A 14,426-nucleotide genomic window follows, 5' to 3' on the forward strand; every position below is an offset into this window, starting at 1 on the left:
CTGAAAATAAGCTTAAAAAGTACAGGTTAGGTACCACAAGTATTTCTGAAATTTTAATAAAACAGGAGGTAAAATCATGAAAAGCGTAGGGCGTATTAATGGCAAAACTCAGCTCATCGGCCTTTTAGCAACTCCAATTGGACATTCATTATCACCATCTATGCATAATATGGCCTTTAAGAAACTGGGATTAAATTATGCTTATTTAGCTTTTGAGGTAGGAAATGACTCGTTAGAAGATGCGATTAAAGGGCTGAGAGCGTTAAATGTTAAAGGTTTTAATGTATCCATGCCCAATAAGACAAAAATTCTCCCGTTTCTTGATGAATTAGCAGACAGCGCCAAATTTTCAGGAGCTGTCAATACGGTCGTAAACGATAATGGCGTACTAGTTGGGCACAGCACAGACGGTATGGGTTACATTCGAAATTTAAAAGAGCACGGCGTGGATATCACAGGGAAAAAAATGACGTTGATCGGTTCGGGTGGAGCAGCGACGCCTATTGCTATTCAAGCGGCTTTAGAAGGACTTGAAGAATTAACAATTTTTGCTCGTCACGATGAATTTTATTCAAAAGCTGTCGAAAACGTAAAAATTATTAATGAAGAGATGAAACATGTTTCATGTAAAGCGAAGCTGTATTCTCTTGAGGATACAGACAGGTTAAGAGAAGAAATTAAAACGAGCGATATTTTGACAAATGGAACAGGAGTGGGAATGAAACCGTTAGAAGAATTCAGCATTATTGAAGATATATCAATGCTGCGCCGTGATTTAATTGTAACAGATGTCGTGTATATGCCTATGAGATCAAAACTGTTAGAACAAGCTGAATCAATTGGATGTCACACCATTAATGGAATAGGAATGATGATCTGGCAAGGGGCCATGGCGTTTGAATTGTGGACAGGAAAAGAGATGCCTGTGGATTACATTAAGGAACAAATGTTTGAACCAAGCTTACAATATTGAAAACTCGTATCTTCAAACCTTACTAGAAAATTGTACGAATGAAGTGTCTGTATTTTCTATTTCTTTAACGCAATAAGAGAAGTGTTTGTAAAATTAATACAGTTATTTTTTTGAATTTATTATATTAAAAAAGTGTTTATTTTAATTTTCTAAAAATTAAAAATATATATTGCGCAGGCAAATGTAATTCAGTATACTAAAACTCAAGTTTGAATTGATTTTATATTAGGCTGTGTCAAAAGACGACGCTTAGCGAAAAAAGTCAGGTGTTACAATGAGAAATTAAAAAAGCAGACATTGATCATCACGTTCGGATATTTGAGTAGATCATAAAATATACAGCACCATTCCGCAATATGTGAAGAGATTCCCGCTGCAATTAGATCGTTCTAATAAAAAATTAGATCGTTCTAATTAGAACTTTGTATTAATTTTTTTAATTCCAGTAATAAAATGTTTTTACGAAAAGATAAAAGAATAAGTAAATAGCTAGAGGATTAGGTTTTCAGCATTGCCATCTTTCAACTTTAGTTCAGACAGACTTTATGTAAGCAAGCAATTATAAATGGGATCTGAGCAAAGAAATATTTCACAAAAATGAAAGCGCATACTTAAAATCTTATGAGTGAGGGAAAAGAATGAAAAAACATCGTTGGTCGATTGTATTCTTGATTGCGGTTGGTGTAGTTGTAAACTATTTTGATCGAATTAATATGTCCATTGCTATGCCATTGTTACAAAAAGAATTTAACTTGACAGCAGGTCAGATGGGGATTTTCCTATCAGCATTTGCATGGTCTTACGCTTTACTTCAACTTCCTATAGGGCCTTTGCTAGATAAAATAGGCGTAAAATGGGTAACGCGTGTAGCGACCGTGATATGGACAGTAGCTTGTCTTTTAACTGCAGTAGCAAATGGATGGGGGTTAATTATTTTATCTCGGGTGCTGTTAGGAGTTGGAGAAGCACCATTCTTTCCATCTGCTGCTAAAGCAGTTAGCCATTGGGTTCCGCGTCAGGAACGCGGAAAAGCTATCGCAGCTTATGATTCTCAATCCAAACTTTCCAACGCCATCGGGGCGCCTATATTAGCACTAATTGTAACAGAGTGGGGCTGGCGAGGCGGTTTCTTAGCAACTGCTATCCTTAGTTTCATATATGCTATTGTTTATTGGATCTGGTATCGTGAACCTCATGAAGATGAGCGTTTGACGAAAGAAGAATATGACTACATTGTTCAAGGCGGTTCTCAAAGTTCAGAAGAAGTTAAAGGCAGTGCAATGGAGAACATTCGATATTTGCTAACTAAAAGAAAAGTCTGGGCAGTGTTCATTGGGTTTGCGGCATACGGCTACTCATGGTTTTTGTTCTTGACTTGGCTTCCTGGATATTTAGCAACAGAAATGAACATGTCTATTTTAAAATCAGGCTGGTACTCGGCCATACCTTGGATTGTAGGTACCATTACTGAAATAGTAATCGGGGGCTGGCTTGTTGATCGTCTTATTAACAAAGGGTATAACCGGACGCGTGTCAGCAAGTTTTTTCTAGTAATAGGTATGGTATTTGGTTTGTCAATTATTGGGGCAGCGTTTACTCACAGTGCGAACGTAGCTGTATTTTGGATTTCAACAGCACTTGGAGGTCTTGTTGTCACATCTGCTGTTGCCTACAGCATTCCTACATTTATTGCACCAAAAGGAACGGTAGGAACATTAACGGGACTTTTAACATTCGGGAATAACTCGATGGCTATTGTTGCACCTATTACGACTGGGTTCATTGTTCAGGCCACGGGTTCATTTATGTATGCTTTCCTTTTAGCAGCTGCTTTTTTAGTGATTGGAATTTTAAGCTATACGTTCTTATTAACAGATTTAGACCCGATTGAAAGCAAAGAGTCTATCCTATTAGAAGAAAAAGAGTTAACTTTAGAAAAATAAATAATCTTAATATTTCGACTAATGGTATTCGTTTTTAACATATCAAAGGAAATCTACTAATTAATTATATTAGTTAAGCATACAAACAGTTATTACCGGAGGGGATTCAACGTGTTAACCAAAAATTATGGACCTTTAACAGGAGTTCAAATACTAGATATTTCTACTATGATTGCTGCTCCCTTTGGAGCTACTTTACTAGCGGACTTGGGGGCGGAAGTAACCAAAATTGAACTTCCGGGAAAAGGAGATACGCTTCGGACTGTAGGGCCTTGGAAAGGGACTGAACCCTTAAGGTGGCCGGGACTTGCTCGCAATAAAAAGTCCGTTACGCTGGACATTCGATCAGAAGAAGGAGCAGAAATTTTCAAAAAGCTAATTAGTGGAGTAGACATTTTAATTGAAAATTTTCGTCCCGGTACACTGGAAAAATGGAACTTAGGATATGAAGAGCTTAAAAAAGTTAACCCTAAGCTAGTAATGGTGCGCGTATCAGGTTATGGACAAACAGGTCCTTATCGAGAAAAAGCTGGATTCGGTACACCTGGGACAGCATTTAGCGGACATACTTATTTACAAGGATATTCAGATCGTCCGCCCGTCAGTCCTTCTTACTCTTTACTAGATTATGTAACGGGCATATATACTGCGTTCGCTTGTGTAAGCGCTATCTATCATAGAGATGTACACGAACAGCCGGAAGGTCAAGTAGTAGAAATGGGATTATATGAATCTATTTTTCGAATGATGGAGTTTTTAATCGCTGAATATGATCAAAACGGAAAAGTAAGAGAGAGAAGCCCTGGACTTGCAGGTCACTCAAGCCCTGCAGGCACATATGAAACAAAAGACGGAAAGTTTGTTGTATTAGTATGCAGTACAGATTCTACCTTTGATCGTCTTGCAGAGGCAATGGAAAGAAAAGATATGTTAAAGGATCCGCGATACTATACAAACGTAGAGCGTCTAAAGCATGATCATGAAGTTCAGGAAATTGTGTCAAATTGGATTAAGTCCTTCACTCAAGACGAGCTGCAGGCAAAGTTAGATTCATTTGGTGTGCCAGTTAGTCCTATCTACAGCATTGAAGATATATTTAATGATCCTCAGTATAGAGAACGAGAAAACATTGTAGAAGTAGAGCACCCCCGCCTAGGAAAAATTAAGGTTCCGGGAGTAGTACCAAAGTTTTCACATACACCGGGAGCAATTCGTCATCGTGCCCCTGAATTGGGAGAACATAATGAAGAAATTCTAGGCGGAAAACTGGGGTTATCAAGTGAAGACTTAGCGATGTTAAAAGAAAAGGGGGTTATTTAATGAATACTATTCAAAAAATAGAATTACCGAAAAAAGTCATAATCTGTGAAGTAGCCCCAAGGGATGGGTTTCAAGCTGAACATGAGTGGATTCCTACAGAAGAAAAAATATCTATTATCCGTCAGCTAGCCAAGACAGGCATTCAATCAATGGAAATTACATCTTTTGTACACCCGAGAGCGATTCCTCAGTTAAAGGATGCCGAGCAGGTCGTAGAAAGTGTTCAAGATTTAACAAATATCAAATTTCGCGCGTTAGTGCCGAATGTAAAAGGTGCACAGAGAGCCATTGACGCCGGAGTGAAAAAGTTAAAGCTGATGCTTTCAGCTACCGATTCTCACAGCTTATCTAACGCAAATTGTTCTGTAGAAGAAGCCCAAAAAGGTTTTTATCCTATTATCGAATTAGCGGAAAAGCATAATGTTAAAGTGGGAGGTTCAATTTCGGTAGCGTTTGGATGTCCTTATGAAGGAAAAGTTGCTATAGAACGCATTTCTTCTATTGTAGAACGATACAGAATGATGGGTGTCGAAGAAATTTCTTTAGCGGATACAACGGGGATGGCAAATCCTCAGCAAGTGTATCGTATGCTAGGGTTTCTTAAACAAAATTATCCCGGCATTATTTTCTCCATGCATTTGCACAATACGAGAGGAATGGCATTTTCTAATGTAGTGGCTGCTTTGCAGCAGGGGGTTATTCATTTTGATAGTTCTATTATCGGTTTAGGAGGGTGTCCCTACGCTCCAGGCGCCACTGGAAATATAGCTACAGAAGATCTGGTTCATGGATTAAGTGAAATGGGAATTCATACGGGCATTGATCTTAACAAGCTTATTGAAGCAGCAAAAGAGGTGAAGCAAGTAATTGGTCATGACGGTGGAAGCTATATGCTGCAAGCAGGTCCTTGCTCAGAACTTCATGCCAAGCCGAAGGTTCAAGAGAAATTAGTATAACTAAGCCGCGAACATGATAGCCTTTTAGGAGGTGATGGGAGCATTTAAATTAAAATAAATTAGATCGATCTATTTTCTTCTCATGTAAAAACGTTCAGGCCTTGTTTTATATAAAAGTTTGTTTAATAAAAATGAAAAGTTGGTGCTAAACATGATAGAAACTATTAAAAAAAAATCACAGCCTTATATTAACGGTGGATGGATTATTGAAGATCGAGAAGTTACTTTAATAAAAAACCCCTATTCTGGAGAAGTCATAGGTGAGCAGCTATTAGCGAATGAAGAAGATGTTGAAAAAGCATTAGCATCAGCCTATGAAGCAAAAAAACATGTCGCCGCCCTTTCTTCTTACCAGCGTTCTAAAATTTTAAAGAAAGCGGCTCTATTACTAGAACAAGAGAAAGAAAAATTCGCTCGACTTATTTCTTTAGAATTAGGAAAGCCTTTGAAAAATACGCTGGACGAAGTGGCCCGTTCAATCGAAACATTGGAACTGTCAGGGGAAGAAGCAAAAAGATTGATTGGTGAAACATTGCCGGGTGACGTTTCAGAACGAGGCGCACAAGCTATTGCATCTACTTTCCGAGTGCCCGTTGGTGTTGTAGCGGCTATCACACCGTTTAACGCCCCTTTAAATCTTGTATGCCATAAAATTGGGCCGGCTATTGCTGCTGGGAATAGCGTGATTTTAAAGCCATCTTCGCAAACAACTTTAATTGCAACAGAGCTCTTAAAGCTGCTGCTGCGGGCGGGATTTCCTAAAGATGCTGTAAATATGGTGCTTGGTCGAAGACAGGTTGCACAGCAAATTGTAAAAGATGATCGTGTGAACATTATTTCATTTACAGGTGGAACGGTAGCTAGTAAAAACATTTGTGAGCTAGCTGGAATGAAAAAAGTATTGCTAGAGCTAGGAGGAAATGCTGCAACGATCGTCCATAACGACGCAGATTTAAACCGTGCTGCGGCTATGTGTGCTAAAACCGGATTTAGCAATTCTGGGCAGAGCTGTATCTCTGTTCAGAGAATTTATGTACATCAATCTGTGGTCTCTGAGTTTACCAATCTTTTAAAAGAAGAGGTGCTGAAACTTAAAATCGGAGATCCCTTATTGCCTGATACGGATGTAGGGTGCGTAGTAGATGTCTATGCAGCTGAGCGAGTGACGGGCTGGATTGATGAGGCCGTACAGTCGGGGGCACAAGTGATATGCGGAGGAAAGCGCCGCGAAGCTACGGTGGAACCTACCGTTCTACTAAACCCTTCTAAAGAAAGTAAAGTTATTTGTGAAGAAGTATTTGGCCCTATTATTAGTATTGTGCCGTACGATTCGATTGAAGAGGCTATTCAAGAGACAAATGATTCTGCTTTTGGTCTGCAAGCAGGGATTTTTACGAACAAAATGGATTTGGCTTATAAAGTAGCTCATTCTCTTGAAATGGGCGGTGTAGTTATTAATGGAACATCTAACTTTAGATTAGATCATTGGCCATATGGCGGAGTGAAAAACAGCGGTATTGGCAGAGAAGGTCCACGTTACGCCGTTGAAGAAATGACTGAAACGAAGATGATTGTATTCAGACTGCCTACAGAGAATTAAAATCAAATCAATATGTAGGACGTTTATAAGTATATATCGTCATTTTAATTAGATCGATCTAATTCATTTGAATAAAGGAGGAATTTATAAAATGCCTAATCAATTTTCCCTTGCGTATCTTACTGTTCTTGGATGTTCGCCGCCTGAAATGACGTATATGGCTGCGAAGGCAGGATATGATTTTGTTAGTTTAAGGCCTATTTACATGGGGTTGCCTGGAGAGCCTAACTATGCGTTAGCTGAAAATAAGCAGCTGATGCGAGAAACAAAATCTGCTATGTCAGATACAGGAGTGAAGCTTCTTGATATAGAGTTAGCACGTATCTATGAAGGAGTTGATCCAAAACGTTACTTGCCTGCAATGGAAGCAGCTGCTGAACTTGGAGGACGTCACGTCCTTAGCAGCATTTGGACGGACGATCGCAATTTTGGTATCGAATGCTTTGCTGAACTCTGTGATCTAGCTAAGCCTTTTGGGTTATCCATTGAATTAGAATTTGTTCCTATTGCGAGCGTATACAACCTTAAAGGCGCAATGGATGTTCTTCATACGGCTAATCGTGAAAATGCAGGTCTTATGATTGATATCCACCATTTTCATCGATCAGGAGATAAGGTGGAAGATTTGGACGACGTGCCTCGTGAGTGGTTTCGCTATCTTCATCTTTGCAATGCTTCTGCGGAAATTCCGAGTTCAAAGGAGGAGATGACTCGAGTTCTTAGAGAAGAACGATTGTATTTAAATGAAGAAGGTATTGATGTTGCAAGTATTATTAATCGTATCCCGCAGGTTCCTTATTCCATAGAGTTGCCAAATGTAAAACGTGCCAACGAACTAGGATATGAAGAGTTTGCGCGCCAGTGTTTACAAACTGCTAAACAATACTTAGATAAGCATCCGCGCAAGAAGTATGTTTCTCATGACGCTGTGGGACAAGATCAGCTGCGTTTTCATTCTACACGATAGGTTCTTGTATACCCTTTTAGGTCTAACTGATGTTAAATAGTTTAACAAACTTTTTAAAAAAGTAAACTTTTGTAAAAGGCGAACTATATATAATTTTATTAAAAAGATTATTCGTTTATAGTTGACTTACAGAAAGACCTATAGTATATTTGTAGACAAGAAAAAGCTAAATACGGTTCACTCATATATGTTTGAGAATATGGCTCAGACGTTTCTACCTTATCACCGTAAATGATAGGACTATGAGTAAAAAGTGAATCTAGGTTCCCATTTTTACGTTAGTAGAAAGTTTGGTCCAAGCGATTCACATATTCATTTTTGAAAAGAAGTGGATATGACACCGAAGGGATAAAAGCCCAGGCGGGTAGGTTTTTGCTCATTGTATTTGAGAGACCTGCCTTTGTTTGGGCTTTTTCTTATGTGTCTATTTACAGTATGAGCGAGTGATGGAAATTTCTTGTTTGTATCTGCATTGCTTTCTGGGGAGAATAGCGATGCAAAGCATGAAATCACTCACTGAAGCTTTATCTGTAAGCCCTCATTTAACCATGGGAAGTACATTCTATCTATTTTCTAGCATTTTTTCTTTGATGAGCAGCGTGGGGACGCTGCTCTTTTTTTTGCGCTCGCTTTTTTCTCTGTAAATAAAGGTCTCTAAAGAGAAGGTGATTTGCGAAATTTGGCGAATTAATGCTTTAAACAATAAATGATAGAGAAGATAAAGCGGTCTATGAAAAATGAAGAAGTTGAAAAATTGAGGAGGGAATTATGTTGCTTCACTTAATTAATGTTCGTTTGCCAATTATGCACGATCACGCTCTTTTTGAAGTGAAAATTTCAAATGGAATGTATACTTCTATCGTTTTACAAAACGGTTATCTTGAAGGTGACGAGTTTTTTCCGCTACACGCGGCCGTGTTAGGAAAAGAAACGTCACTTGATGCACAGGGGCGTGTGCTATTACCAGGATTTGTAGATATGCATATGCATTTAGACAAAGCTCATTCGCTTCCTCAAGTGCCCAATATATCTGGAACTCTTCAGGAAGCCATTAAAAATTACAGCAGCAGCCTACCGGCTTTTCCAGAAGAAGAAATTAAGCAGCGAATGTTAAAAACTGCTTTGCAGGCATTAGCTAACGGTACGACTACGATTCGAACGCATATTGATTTTGACTGCAGCATGGAAGAAGATAGTTTATTTCGAAGTTTACAAGCGGCTGTCGAAGTGAGAGATGAATTAAGCCCGTATATGGACGTGCAGGTTGTTCCGCTATTCTCTAACCTAGACATTGATGATATGCAGAAGATGAATAAAATTGAACGAGCATTCGACCTTGAAATTGATGCGATTGGAGGCTGTCCTCATTTTGCTAGAAATCCAGAAAAAGAGATTGATGCTCTATTTTCGCTGGCTCAAGCCTATAATAAACCTCTTGACTTACATGTGGATGAAAGCGATGATCCGTCTGTTGATACAATAATTAATATTGCTCATAGAACAATTGAATTAAATATGGAAGGAAAAGTGGTAGTGGGGCATCTTTGCTCGCTTGCAGGAATGACTGATGCAAAAGTGAAAGAAATCTTAAACCTTTTGAAACAGGCGAAAATTGGAGTTGTCACATTACCTGCTTCTAATTTATATTTACAGGGAAGAGAAGATAAAGGAATTGTAAGACGAGGCGTAACGCGTATTCGCGACATACAAAAAGCAGCGATTCCAATTGCTACTGCATCTGATAACGTGAACGACCCCTTTCATCCGTTTGGAAAAGCAGACTTGCTGCAAGTAGGGTTACTAACTGCCTATGCTGCACATATGGGAAGTCCGGATGATCAGCGGCAGTTGCTCCGAATGATTACAAGTATACCAGCCCGGCTGATTGGAAAAGAAAAGTATGGAGTGGAGGAAGGAAACGAAGCAAACTTTGTTCTATTAAATGTCCAGTCTGTACAGGAAATATGGACTGAACTTCCCGAAACTCGCTTTGTTTTCAACAAGCATCGCTGGCTTAGCGTAAAAGAGACGCATCAGCGGCTCGCTGATACGAACTTGACTAACCTTTGGCAGGAAAATCAAATTTTAATTGGTTAAATAGACATAAAAAGAAGCTGTCACTAATGTGACAGCTTCTTAATCAATTACTTTTGAACGTTAGCAGCTTGTGGTCCACGAGCTCCATCTTCGATTTCAAATGTAACTTCTTGACCTTCTTCAAGTGATTTGAAACCTTCGCCTTGGATAGCTGAGAAGTGTACGAATACGTCGTCTTGTCCTTCTACTTCGATGAATCCAAAACCTTTTTCTGCATTAAACCATTTTACTTTACCTTGTACCATTGTAGTACCTCCTGTGTGGAAAATCCACGAATATATTACTATCTCTGCTCAATTTCAATAAGAATCACTTTAAAGAAAGTCTTTCTATTTGTTAACACCGAACAAGAAATAATAAACCTATTATAACACTTTTTTATAAAAAAGAAACCTTTTTTCATAAAAAAGTACTCTGAGATAAAAATAAGTTGAAAATATGGATATATTTTGAAATAGTAAATGAGCTATTGTTTTGTGAATTTTTAGCAATCATTAAAATCTTTTATCTCGTAAAAAAAAATGAATAGCGAGGTTGACAAATTGAGTGATGTGTAACTATAATGGTTACAACGAGCTGAGAAGAATTAGCAGTGCTATAAAAAGCTCAAATTTTTTTGTGTTATATGTAACTGTAATGGTTACAACAAAAATAAAAGGAGAGAATAAAAATGAAAATTGGTGTTATTGGAGCAACAGGAAAAGCAGGTCAATTAATTATGGAAGAAGCAAAACAGAGAGGACATGAAGTAACAGCCGTTGTTCGAAAAGCTTCTAAACTAAAAAATCAAACAAACGTAATTGAAAAAGATATTTTTGCCATTACTTCAAAAGACATTGAACAGTTCGATGCTGTGGTAGATGCATTTAATGCACCTCCTGGAAGCGAACAGCTCCACGTTGAGTCTATACAATCACTTATTAAAGTATTTCAAGGTGTTCAAACGCGACTCGCAGTAGTGGGCGGAGCGGGAAGTTTATTTGTAGATGCAGAAAAAACAACGCCTTTAATGAGCACAGAAGGTTTTCCAGCGGCTTATTATCCAACGGCTTCAAACATGGGTAAAGGTTTAAAAGAACTTGAAAAGTCGACTATAAATTGGACTTATTTAAGCCCAGCAGCCTTTTTTGATGCAGAAGGTGCTCGCACGGGAGCCTATCAATTAGGAAAAGATCATGTGATCACAAATAGTCAAAATGAAAGCTATATTAGCTATGCTGATTATGCGATTGCTTTAATAGATGAGTTAGAGAATAAAAACCATGTGAATGAACGTTTTGCTGTAGTGGGTGAGAAAGCATAAGCTTAGGTTTGAGTCATATTGAAAAACAGCTTGCATTTGATGTAAGCTGTTTTTTTATGGAACAAAATAGATATAAAGCAATGGAAAAAGGTATAGATTTTTTATTATTTCTTCGTTTTTCTTTTTAAAAACGATACAATACAACATAGATGATAAAAAGGAGATGAAAAGATGATTCGTTTTGGCGTAATAGGAACGAACTGGATAACAGATCGACTGTTAGAATCAGCTCAGTATGTAGACGACTTTCAGCTTGCAGCTGTTTATTCTCGAACCATTGAAAAAGCAGAAGAATTTGCAGGTAAATATGATATTCCTCATATATTTACTGATTTAGAAGAAATGGCAGCGAGTTCTGAAATTGACGCAGTGTATATTGCTACTCCAAATGCTTATCATGCGGAACAAGCTATCTTATTTTTGAAAAATAACAAGCATGTACTGTGTGAAAAACCGCTCGCAGCCAATGCAACAGAAGTAACTCGCATGATTCAAGCAGCCAAAAATCACAAGGTGTTACTAATGGAAGCAATGAAATCAACTCTTCTTCCTAACTTCAAAGTGATTCAAGAGAACTTACATAAAATTGGTCCAATTCGAAAATACGTGGCGTCTTACTGTCAGTATTCTTCTCGTTATGATAAATACAAAGAAGGTATCGTGCTTAATGCTTTTAAGCCAGAGCTTGCTAATGGTTCACTGATGGATTTAGGTGTATATTGTCTTTATCCTCTGATTACGTTGTTTGGAGGACCTCATAAAATAAAGGCAACTGCGTTTATGCTAGAATCTGGAGTAGATGGAGAAGGGTCAGTTGCTTTAGAGTACGAAGATCGAGACGCGGTCATCATGTATTCTAAAATTACAAATTCGCATTTGCCAAGTGAAATTCAAGGAGAAAAAGGCAGTATGGTTATTGACAAAATACATACCGCTGAAAAAGTAGAAATTCGATACAATGACGGACGGGTAGAAGAGTTAACGGTCGATCAGCCTTATCCTGCTATGTACTATGAAATAAATGAATTCGTAGAGCTGTTAAAGCAAGGAAAGATGGAATCGAACACAAATTCTTATGAGAATTCATATTTAACAATGCACGTGATGGATAAAGTGCGAGAGCAAATCGGTCTTGTATATCCAAATGATAATAAATAAATAAATAACAGAGGCTGGGCAAAAGTAGTTTAGTTGAAGAAAGATCCGAACGAGTTTGATTCTTGATGGAGAATCAAGCTCGTTCGGATTTTTTCATTGATAGGGTGAACGTAGGTTTCATGTATGAAGCTGCTTCTAGCTGGTGATTGGAGGGCAAGGTGAAGATTCCTGCGGAAAAAGCGCAAGCGACGAGGAGGCTCATCGGCCGGCCGCGGAAAACGAAGTCTTGCACGGGAATCAACAGCGGTATAACCAGTCATCCATACTAGATCATTTTCCAATTTGTTCGTCTCTAAATCGGATTGAGATAGTTATGTCTCATTCTCTTTTATTGTGGTTATAAAGAACATAATTGAGATTCGAAATCTTGCTGCAGCACATTTTAAAAGCAAATATGTTGAAACAAGGGAAGTTTTTTAGTATCTTCTATCTTTATTCATCCCTGCATACATAGGATTAATCAAAGAACAGAATAAAAAGAGTGGAAAATATTCGATAATTAATCCTAGATTAAAATGATTATAAAAAAGTATTGACTATAATAATAGCTCGTGTATAATAAAGAATGTAATCAATAGTCATTACTAGTTTATAATGATACTAATAATCGTTATCAAATAGAAGGTGTCATTGATTGCATTAAAAATAATACATACAAGCATAAGCTTGTGAAATACATTGTACAAGGAGAGGTTTTGACATGGCAGAACGTATGGTAGGAAAACAAGCACCACGCTTCGAAATGGAAGCTGTACTTGCAAATAAGGAATTTGGAAAAGTAAGTTTAGAAGAAAATATGAAAAACGGTAAATGGACAGTATTGTTTTTCTATCCAATGGACTTTACATTCGTATGTCCAACAGAAATTACAGCTCTATCAGATCACTACGAAGAGTTTGAAGATCTAGATGCTGAAGTTGTAGGTGTTTCTACAGATACAATTCATACTCACTTAGCTTGGATTAACACAGATCGTAAAGATAATGGACTTGGAGATTTGAATTATCCATTGGCTGCAGATCCAACTCATGCAGTAGCACGTGATTACGGCGTGTTAATTGAAGAAGAAGGCGTAGCGCTTCGCGGATTGTTTATTATTAATCCAGAAGGTGAATTGCAATACGCAGTTGTAAACCATAACAACATCGGCCGCAGCGTAGAAGAAACATTACGTGTACTTCAAGCACTTCAAACTGGCGGACTTTGCCCAGCTAACTGGAAACCAGGTCAAAAAACACTTTAATAAACAGCGGTAGAGTAGAGGAGAAATTCCTCTACTGCTGCCATTAAAATAGAAAAGATAGTTTTCTAATTAAAAAATACAGAATATTCAGTTTTGTTAACAAGGAGGATTTTAAAATGAAATTACGTGAACAAATGCCTGAATTAACTGGAGCAACATCTTGGATTAACGACGAATTAACAAAGGAAGATTTAGTAGGCGATAAAGCAACGCTTATCCACTTTTGGTCAGTAAGCTGCCATTTATGTAAAGAAGCAATGCCTGAAGTTAATGATCTTCGTGATGAGTATGATGATCAATTGAATGTTGTAGCGGTTCATATGCCTCGTTCGGAAGATGACTTAGATATGGGTGTTATTGAGGCAATGGCCATGGGACACGATATTACTCAGCCAATTTACGTAGACAGTGAGCATAAGTTAACAGACGCTTTTGAAAATAAATATGTACCAGCATATTATGTATTTGATAAAGAAGGTCAGCTTCGTCATTTCCAAGCGGGTGGAAATGGAATGCCGATGCTTCGCAAACGTATTAACCGCGTCTTAGGCGAAGAATAATCTCTACATGAAGAAGAAATAAAAAGAGCCGGGATAAAAATATTTTAGCCGAAGTGAAAAACGAACCACTGATCAAAATGTTTGATTAGTAGTTCGTTTTTTTTGTTATGCTGAACGTAGATTTCATCTGTTTCGTTCCTTCTAGCAGTTGATTGGAGGGCAAGGCGAAGACCCCTGCGGGAAAAGCGGAATAGGTGAGACCCCGCAGGAGCGCAAGCGACGAGGAGGCTCAGCGGCCGCCTGCGGAAAGCGAAGCCTTGCACGGAAATCAACTGCGGTATAACAAGAGATTCAGCTCATGTATCT

Annotated in this window: 14 protein-coding genes and 1 riboswitch; of the genes, 13 read left to right on the forward strand and 1 reads right to left on the reverse strand. The window is 38.1% G+C overall.

Going from position 1 to position 14,426, the window contains the following annotated elements; genetic code table 11:
• Nucleotides 1-76 precede the first annotated feature (76 nt).
• The 7 genes from Q5794_RS05155 to Q5794_RS05185 all read left to right on the forward strand — a co-directional run bounded on the left by Q5794_RS05155 (nt 77) and on the right by Q5794_RS05185 (nt 9,856).
• Complete coding sequence (locus Q5794_RS05155) at nt 77-973, forward strand: shikimate dehydrogenase (RefSeq protein WP_164797215.1); 897 nt, start codon at nt 77-79, stop codon at nt 971-973.
• 638 nt (nt 974-1,611) lie between these two features.
• On the forward strand, nt 1,612-2,916 hold the full coding sequence (locus tag Q5794_RS05160) for an MFS transporter (protein WP_013081988.1): 1,305 nt from the start codon (nt 1,612-1,614) through the stop codon (nt 2,914-2,916).
• Nucleotides 2,917-3,027: 111 nt separating this feature from the next.
• The gene (locus Q5794_RS05165; protein ID WP_214985051.1) at nt 3,028-4,236 is read left to right on the forward strand and encodes a CoA transferase; all 1,209 of its coding nucleotides are present in this window, start codon (nt 3,028-3,030) and stop codon (nt 4,234-4,236) included.
• On the forward strand, nt 4,236-5,192 hold the full coding sequence (locus tag Q5794_RS05170) for a hydroxymethylglutaryl-CoA lyase (protein WP_164797217.1): 957 nt from the start codon (nt 4,236-4,238) through the stop codon (nt 5,190-5,192). The genes Q5794_RS05165 and Q5794_RS05170 overlap by 1 nt, the downstream gene beginning before the upstream one ends.
• A gap of 151 nt (nt 5,193-5,343) precedes the next feature.
• On the forward strand, nt 5,344-6,792 hold the full coding sequence (locus tag Q5794_RS05175) for an aldehyde dehydrogenase family protein (RefSeq protein WP_374988767.1): 1,449 nt from the start codon (nt 5,344-5,346) through the stop codon (nt 6,790-6,792).
• A gap of 91 nt (nt 6,793-6,883) precedes the next feature.
• On the forward strand, nt 6,884-7,759 hold the full coding sequence (locus Q5794_RS05180) for a sugar phosphate isomerase/epimerase family protein (protein WP_374988768.1): 876 nt from the start codon (nt 6,884-6,886) through the stop codon (nt 7,757-7,759).
• A gap of 161 nt (nt 7,760-7,920) precedes the next feature.
• A riboswitch (purine riboswitch) is annotated at nt 7,921-8,022 on the forward strand.
• Between the two features lie 505 nt (nt 8,023-8,527).
• Nucleotides 8,528-9,856, forward strand: a complete 1,329-nt coding sequence (locus tag Q5794_RS05185) for an amidohydrolase family protein (protein ID WP_214985075.1) — start codon at nt 8,528-8,530, stop codon at nt 9,854-9,856.
• Nucleotides 9,857-9,903: 47 nt separating this feature from the next.
• Here Q5794_RS05185 and Q5794_RS05190 read toward each other — a convergent pair whose 3' ends face one another.
• The gene (locus tag Q5794_RS05190) at nt 9,904-10,101 is read right to left on the reverse strand and encodes a cold-shock protein (protein ID WP_013055689.1); all 198 of its coding nucleotides are present in this window, start codon (nt 10,099-10,101) and stop codon (nt 9,904-9,906) included.
• A gap of 425 nt (nt 10,102-10,526) precedes the next feature.
• On the opposite strand from Q5794_RS05190, the gene Q5794_RS05195 reads away from it, so the two are divergent.
• The 6 genes from Q5794_RS05195 (at nt 10,527) to Q5794_RS05220 (ending at nt 14,403) form a co-directional block, all read left to right on the forward strand.
• Complete coding sequence (locus Q5794_RS05195) at nt 10,527-11,159, forward strand: NAD(P)-dependent oxidoreductase (RefSeq protein WP_214985077.1); 633 nt, start codon at nt 10,527-10,529, stop codon at nt 11,157-11,159.
• A 171-nt stretch (nt 11,160-11,330) separates the two neighbouring features.
• Nucleotides 11,331-12,317 (forward strand): Gfo/Idh/MocA family protein, encoded by a 987-nt coding sequence (locus tag Q5794_RS05200; RefSeq protein WP_214985079.1) that lies wholly within the window; start codon nt 11,331-11,333, stop codon nt 12,315-12,317.
• Between the two features lie 142 nt (nt 12,318-12,459).
• On the forward strand, nt 12,460-12,660 hold the full coding sequence (locus Q5794_RS05205; RefSeq protein WP_374988769.1) for a hypothetical protein: 201 nt from the start codon (nt 12,460-12,462) through the stop codon (nt 12,658-12,660).
• Nucleotides 12,661-13,017: 357 nt separating this feature from the next.
• On the forward strand, nt 13,018-13,560 hold the full coding sequence (locus Q5794_RS05210; RefSeq protein WP_014461319.1) for a peroxiredoxin: 543 nt from the start codon (nt 13,018-13,020) through the stop codon (nt 13,558-13,560).
• A 116-nt stretch (nt 13,561-13,676) separates the two neighbouring features.
• A complete protein-coding gene (locus Q5794_RS05215; protein WP_192996758.1) occupies nt 13,677-14,120 on the forward strand; it encodes a redoxin domain-containing protein in 444 nt (147 codons plus the stop codon).
• Between the two features lie 148 nt (nt 14,121-14,268).
• Nucleotides 14,269-14,403 (forward strand): hypothetical protein, encoded by a 135-nt coding sequence (locus Q5794_RS05220; protein ID WP_264295255.1) that lies wholly within the window; start codon nt 14,269-14,271, stop codon nt 14,401-14,403.
• The last annotated feature ends 23 nt before the right edge of the window (nt 14,404-14,426 follow it).

Origin of the sequence: Priestia megaterium (assembly GCF_041941685.1) — a bacterium.
In the GTDB taxonomy this organism is placed as follows: Bacteria; Bacillota; Bacilli; order Bacillales; family Bacillaceae_H; genus Priestia; species Priestia megaterium_C.

What these genes read in the sequence shown, in the direction of transcription:
- Q5794_RS05190 (WP_013055689.1), bottom strand. Translation starts at nt 10,101, where the DNA reads ATGGTACAAGGTAAAGTAAAATGGTTTAATGCAGAAAAAGGTTTTGGA.
- Q5794_RS05175 (WP_374988767.1), top strand. Translation starts at nt 5,344, where the DNA reads ATGATAGAAACTATTAAAAAAAAATCACAGCCTTATATTAACGGTGGA.
- Q5794_RS05200 (WP_214985079.1), top strand. Translation starts at nt 11,331, where the DNA reads ATGATTCGTTTTGGCGTAATAGGAACGAACTGGATAACAGATCGACTG.
- Q5794_RS05170 (WP_164797217.1), top strand. Translation starts at nt 4,236, where the DNA reads ATGAATACTATTCAAAAAATAGAATTACCGAAAAAAGTCATAATCTGT.
- Q5794_RS05160 (WP_013081988.1), top strand. Translation starts at nt 1,612, where the DNA reads ATGAAAAAACATCGTTGGTCGATTGTATTCTTGATTGCGGTTGGTGTA.
- Q5794_RS05210 (WP_014461319.1), top strand. Translation starts at nt 13,018, where the DNA reads ATGGCAGAACGTATGGTAGGAAAACAAGCACCACGCTTCGAAATGGAA.
- Q5794_RS05185 (WP_214985075.1), top strand. Translation starts at nt 8,528, where the DNA reads ATGTTGCTTCACTTAATTAATGTTCGTTTGCCAATTATGCACGATCAC.
- Q5794_RS05215 (WP_192996758.1), top strand. Translation starts at nt 13,677, where the DNA reads ATGAAATTACGTGAACAAATGCCTGAATTAACTGGAGCAACATCTTGG.
- Q5794_RS05155 (WP_164797215.1), top strand. Translation starts at nt 77, where the DNA reads ATGAAAAGCGTAGGGCGTATTAATGGCAAAACTCAGCTCATCGGCCTT.
- Q5794_RS05195 (WP_214985077.1), top strand. Translation starts at nt 10,527, where the DNA reads ATGAAAATTGGTGTTATTGGAGCAACAGGAAAAGCAGGTCAATTAATT.
- Q5794_RS05180 (WP_374988768.1), top strand. Translation starts at nt 6,884, where the DNA reads ATGCCTAATCAATTTTCCCTTGCGTATCTTACTGTTCTTGGATGTTCG.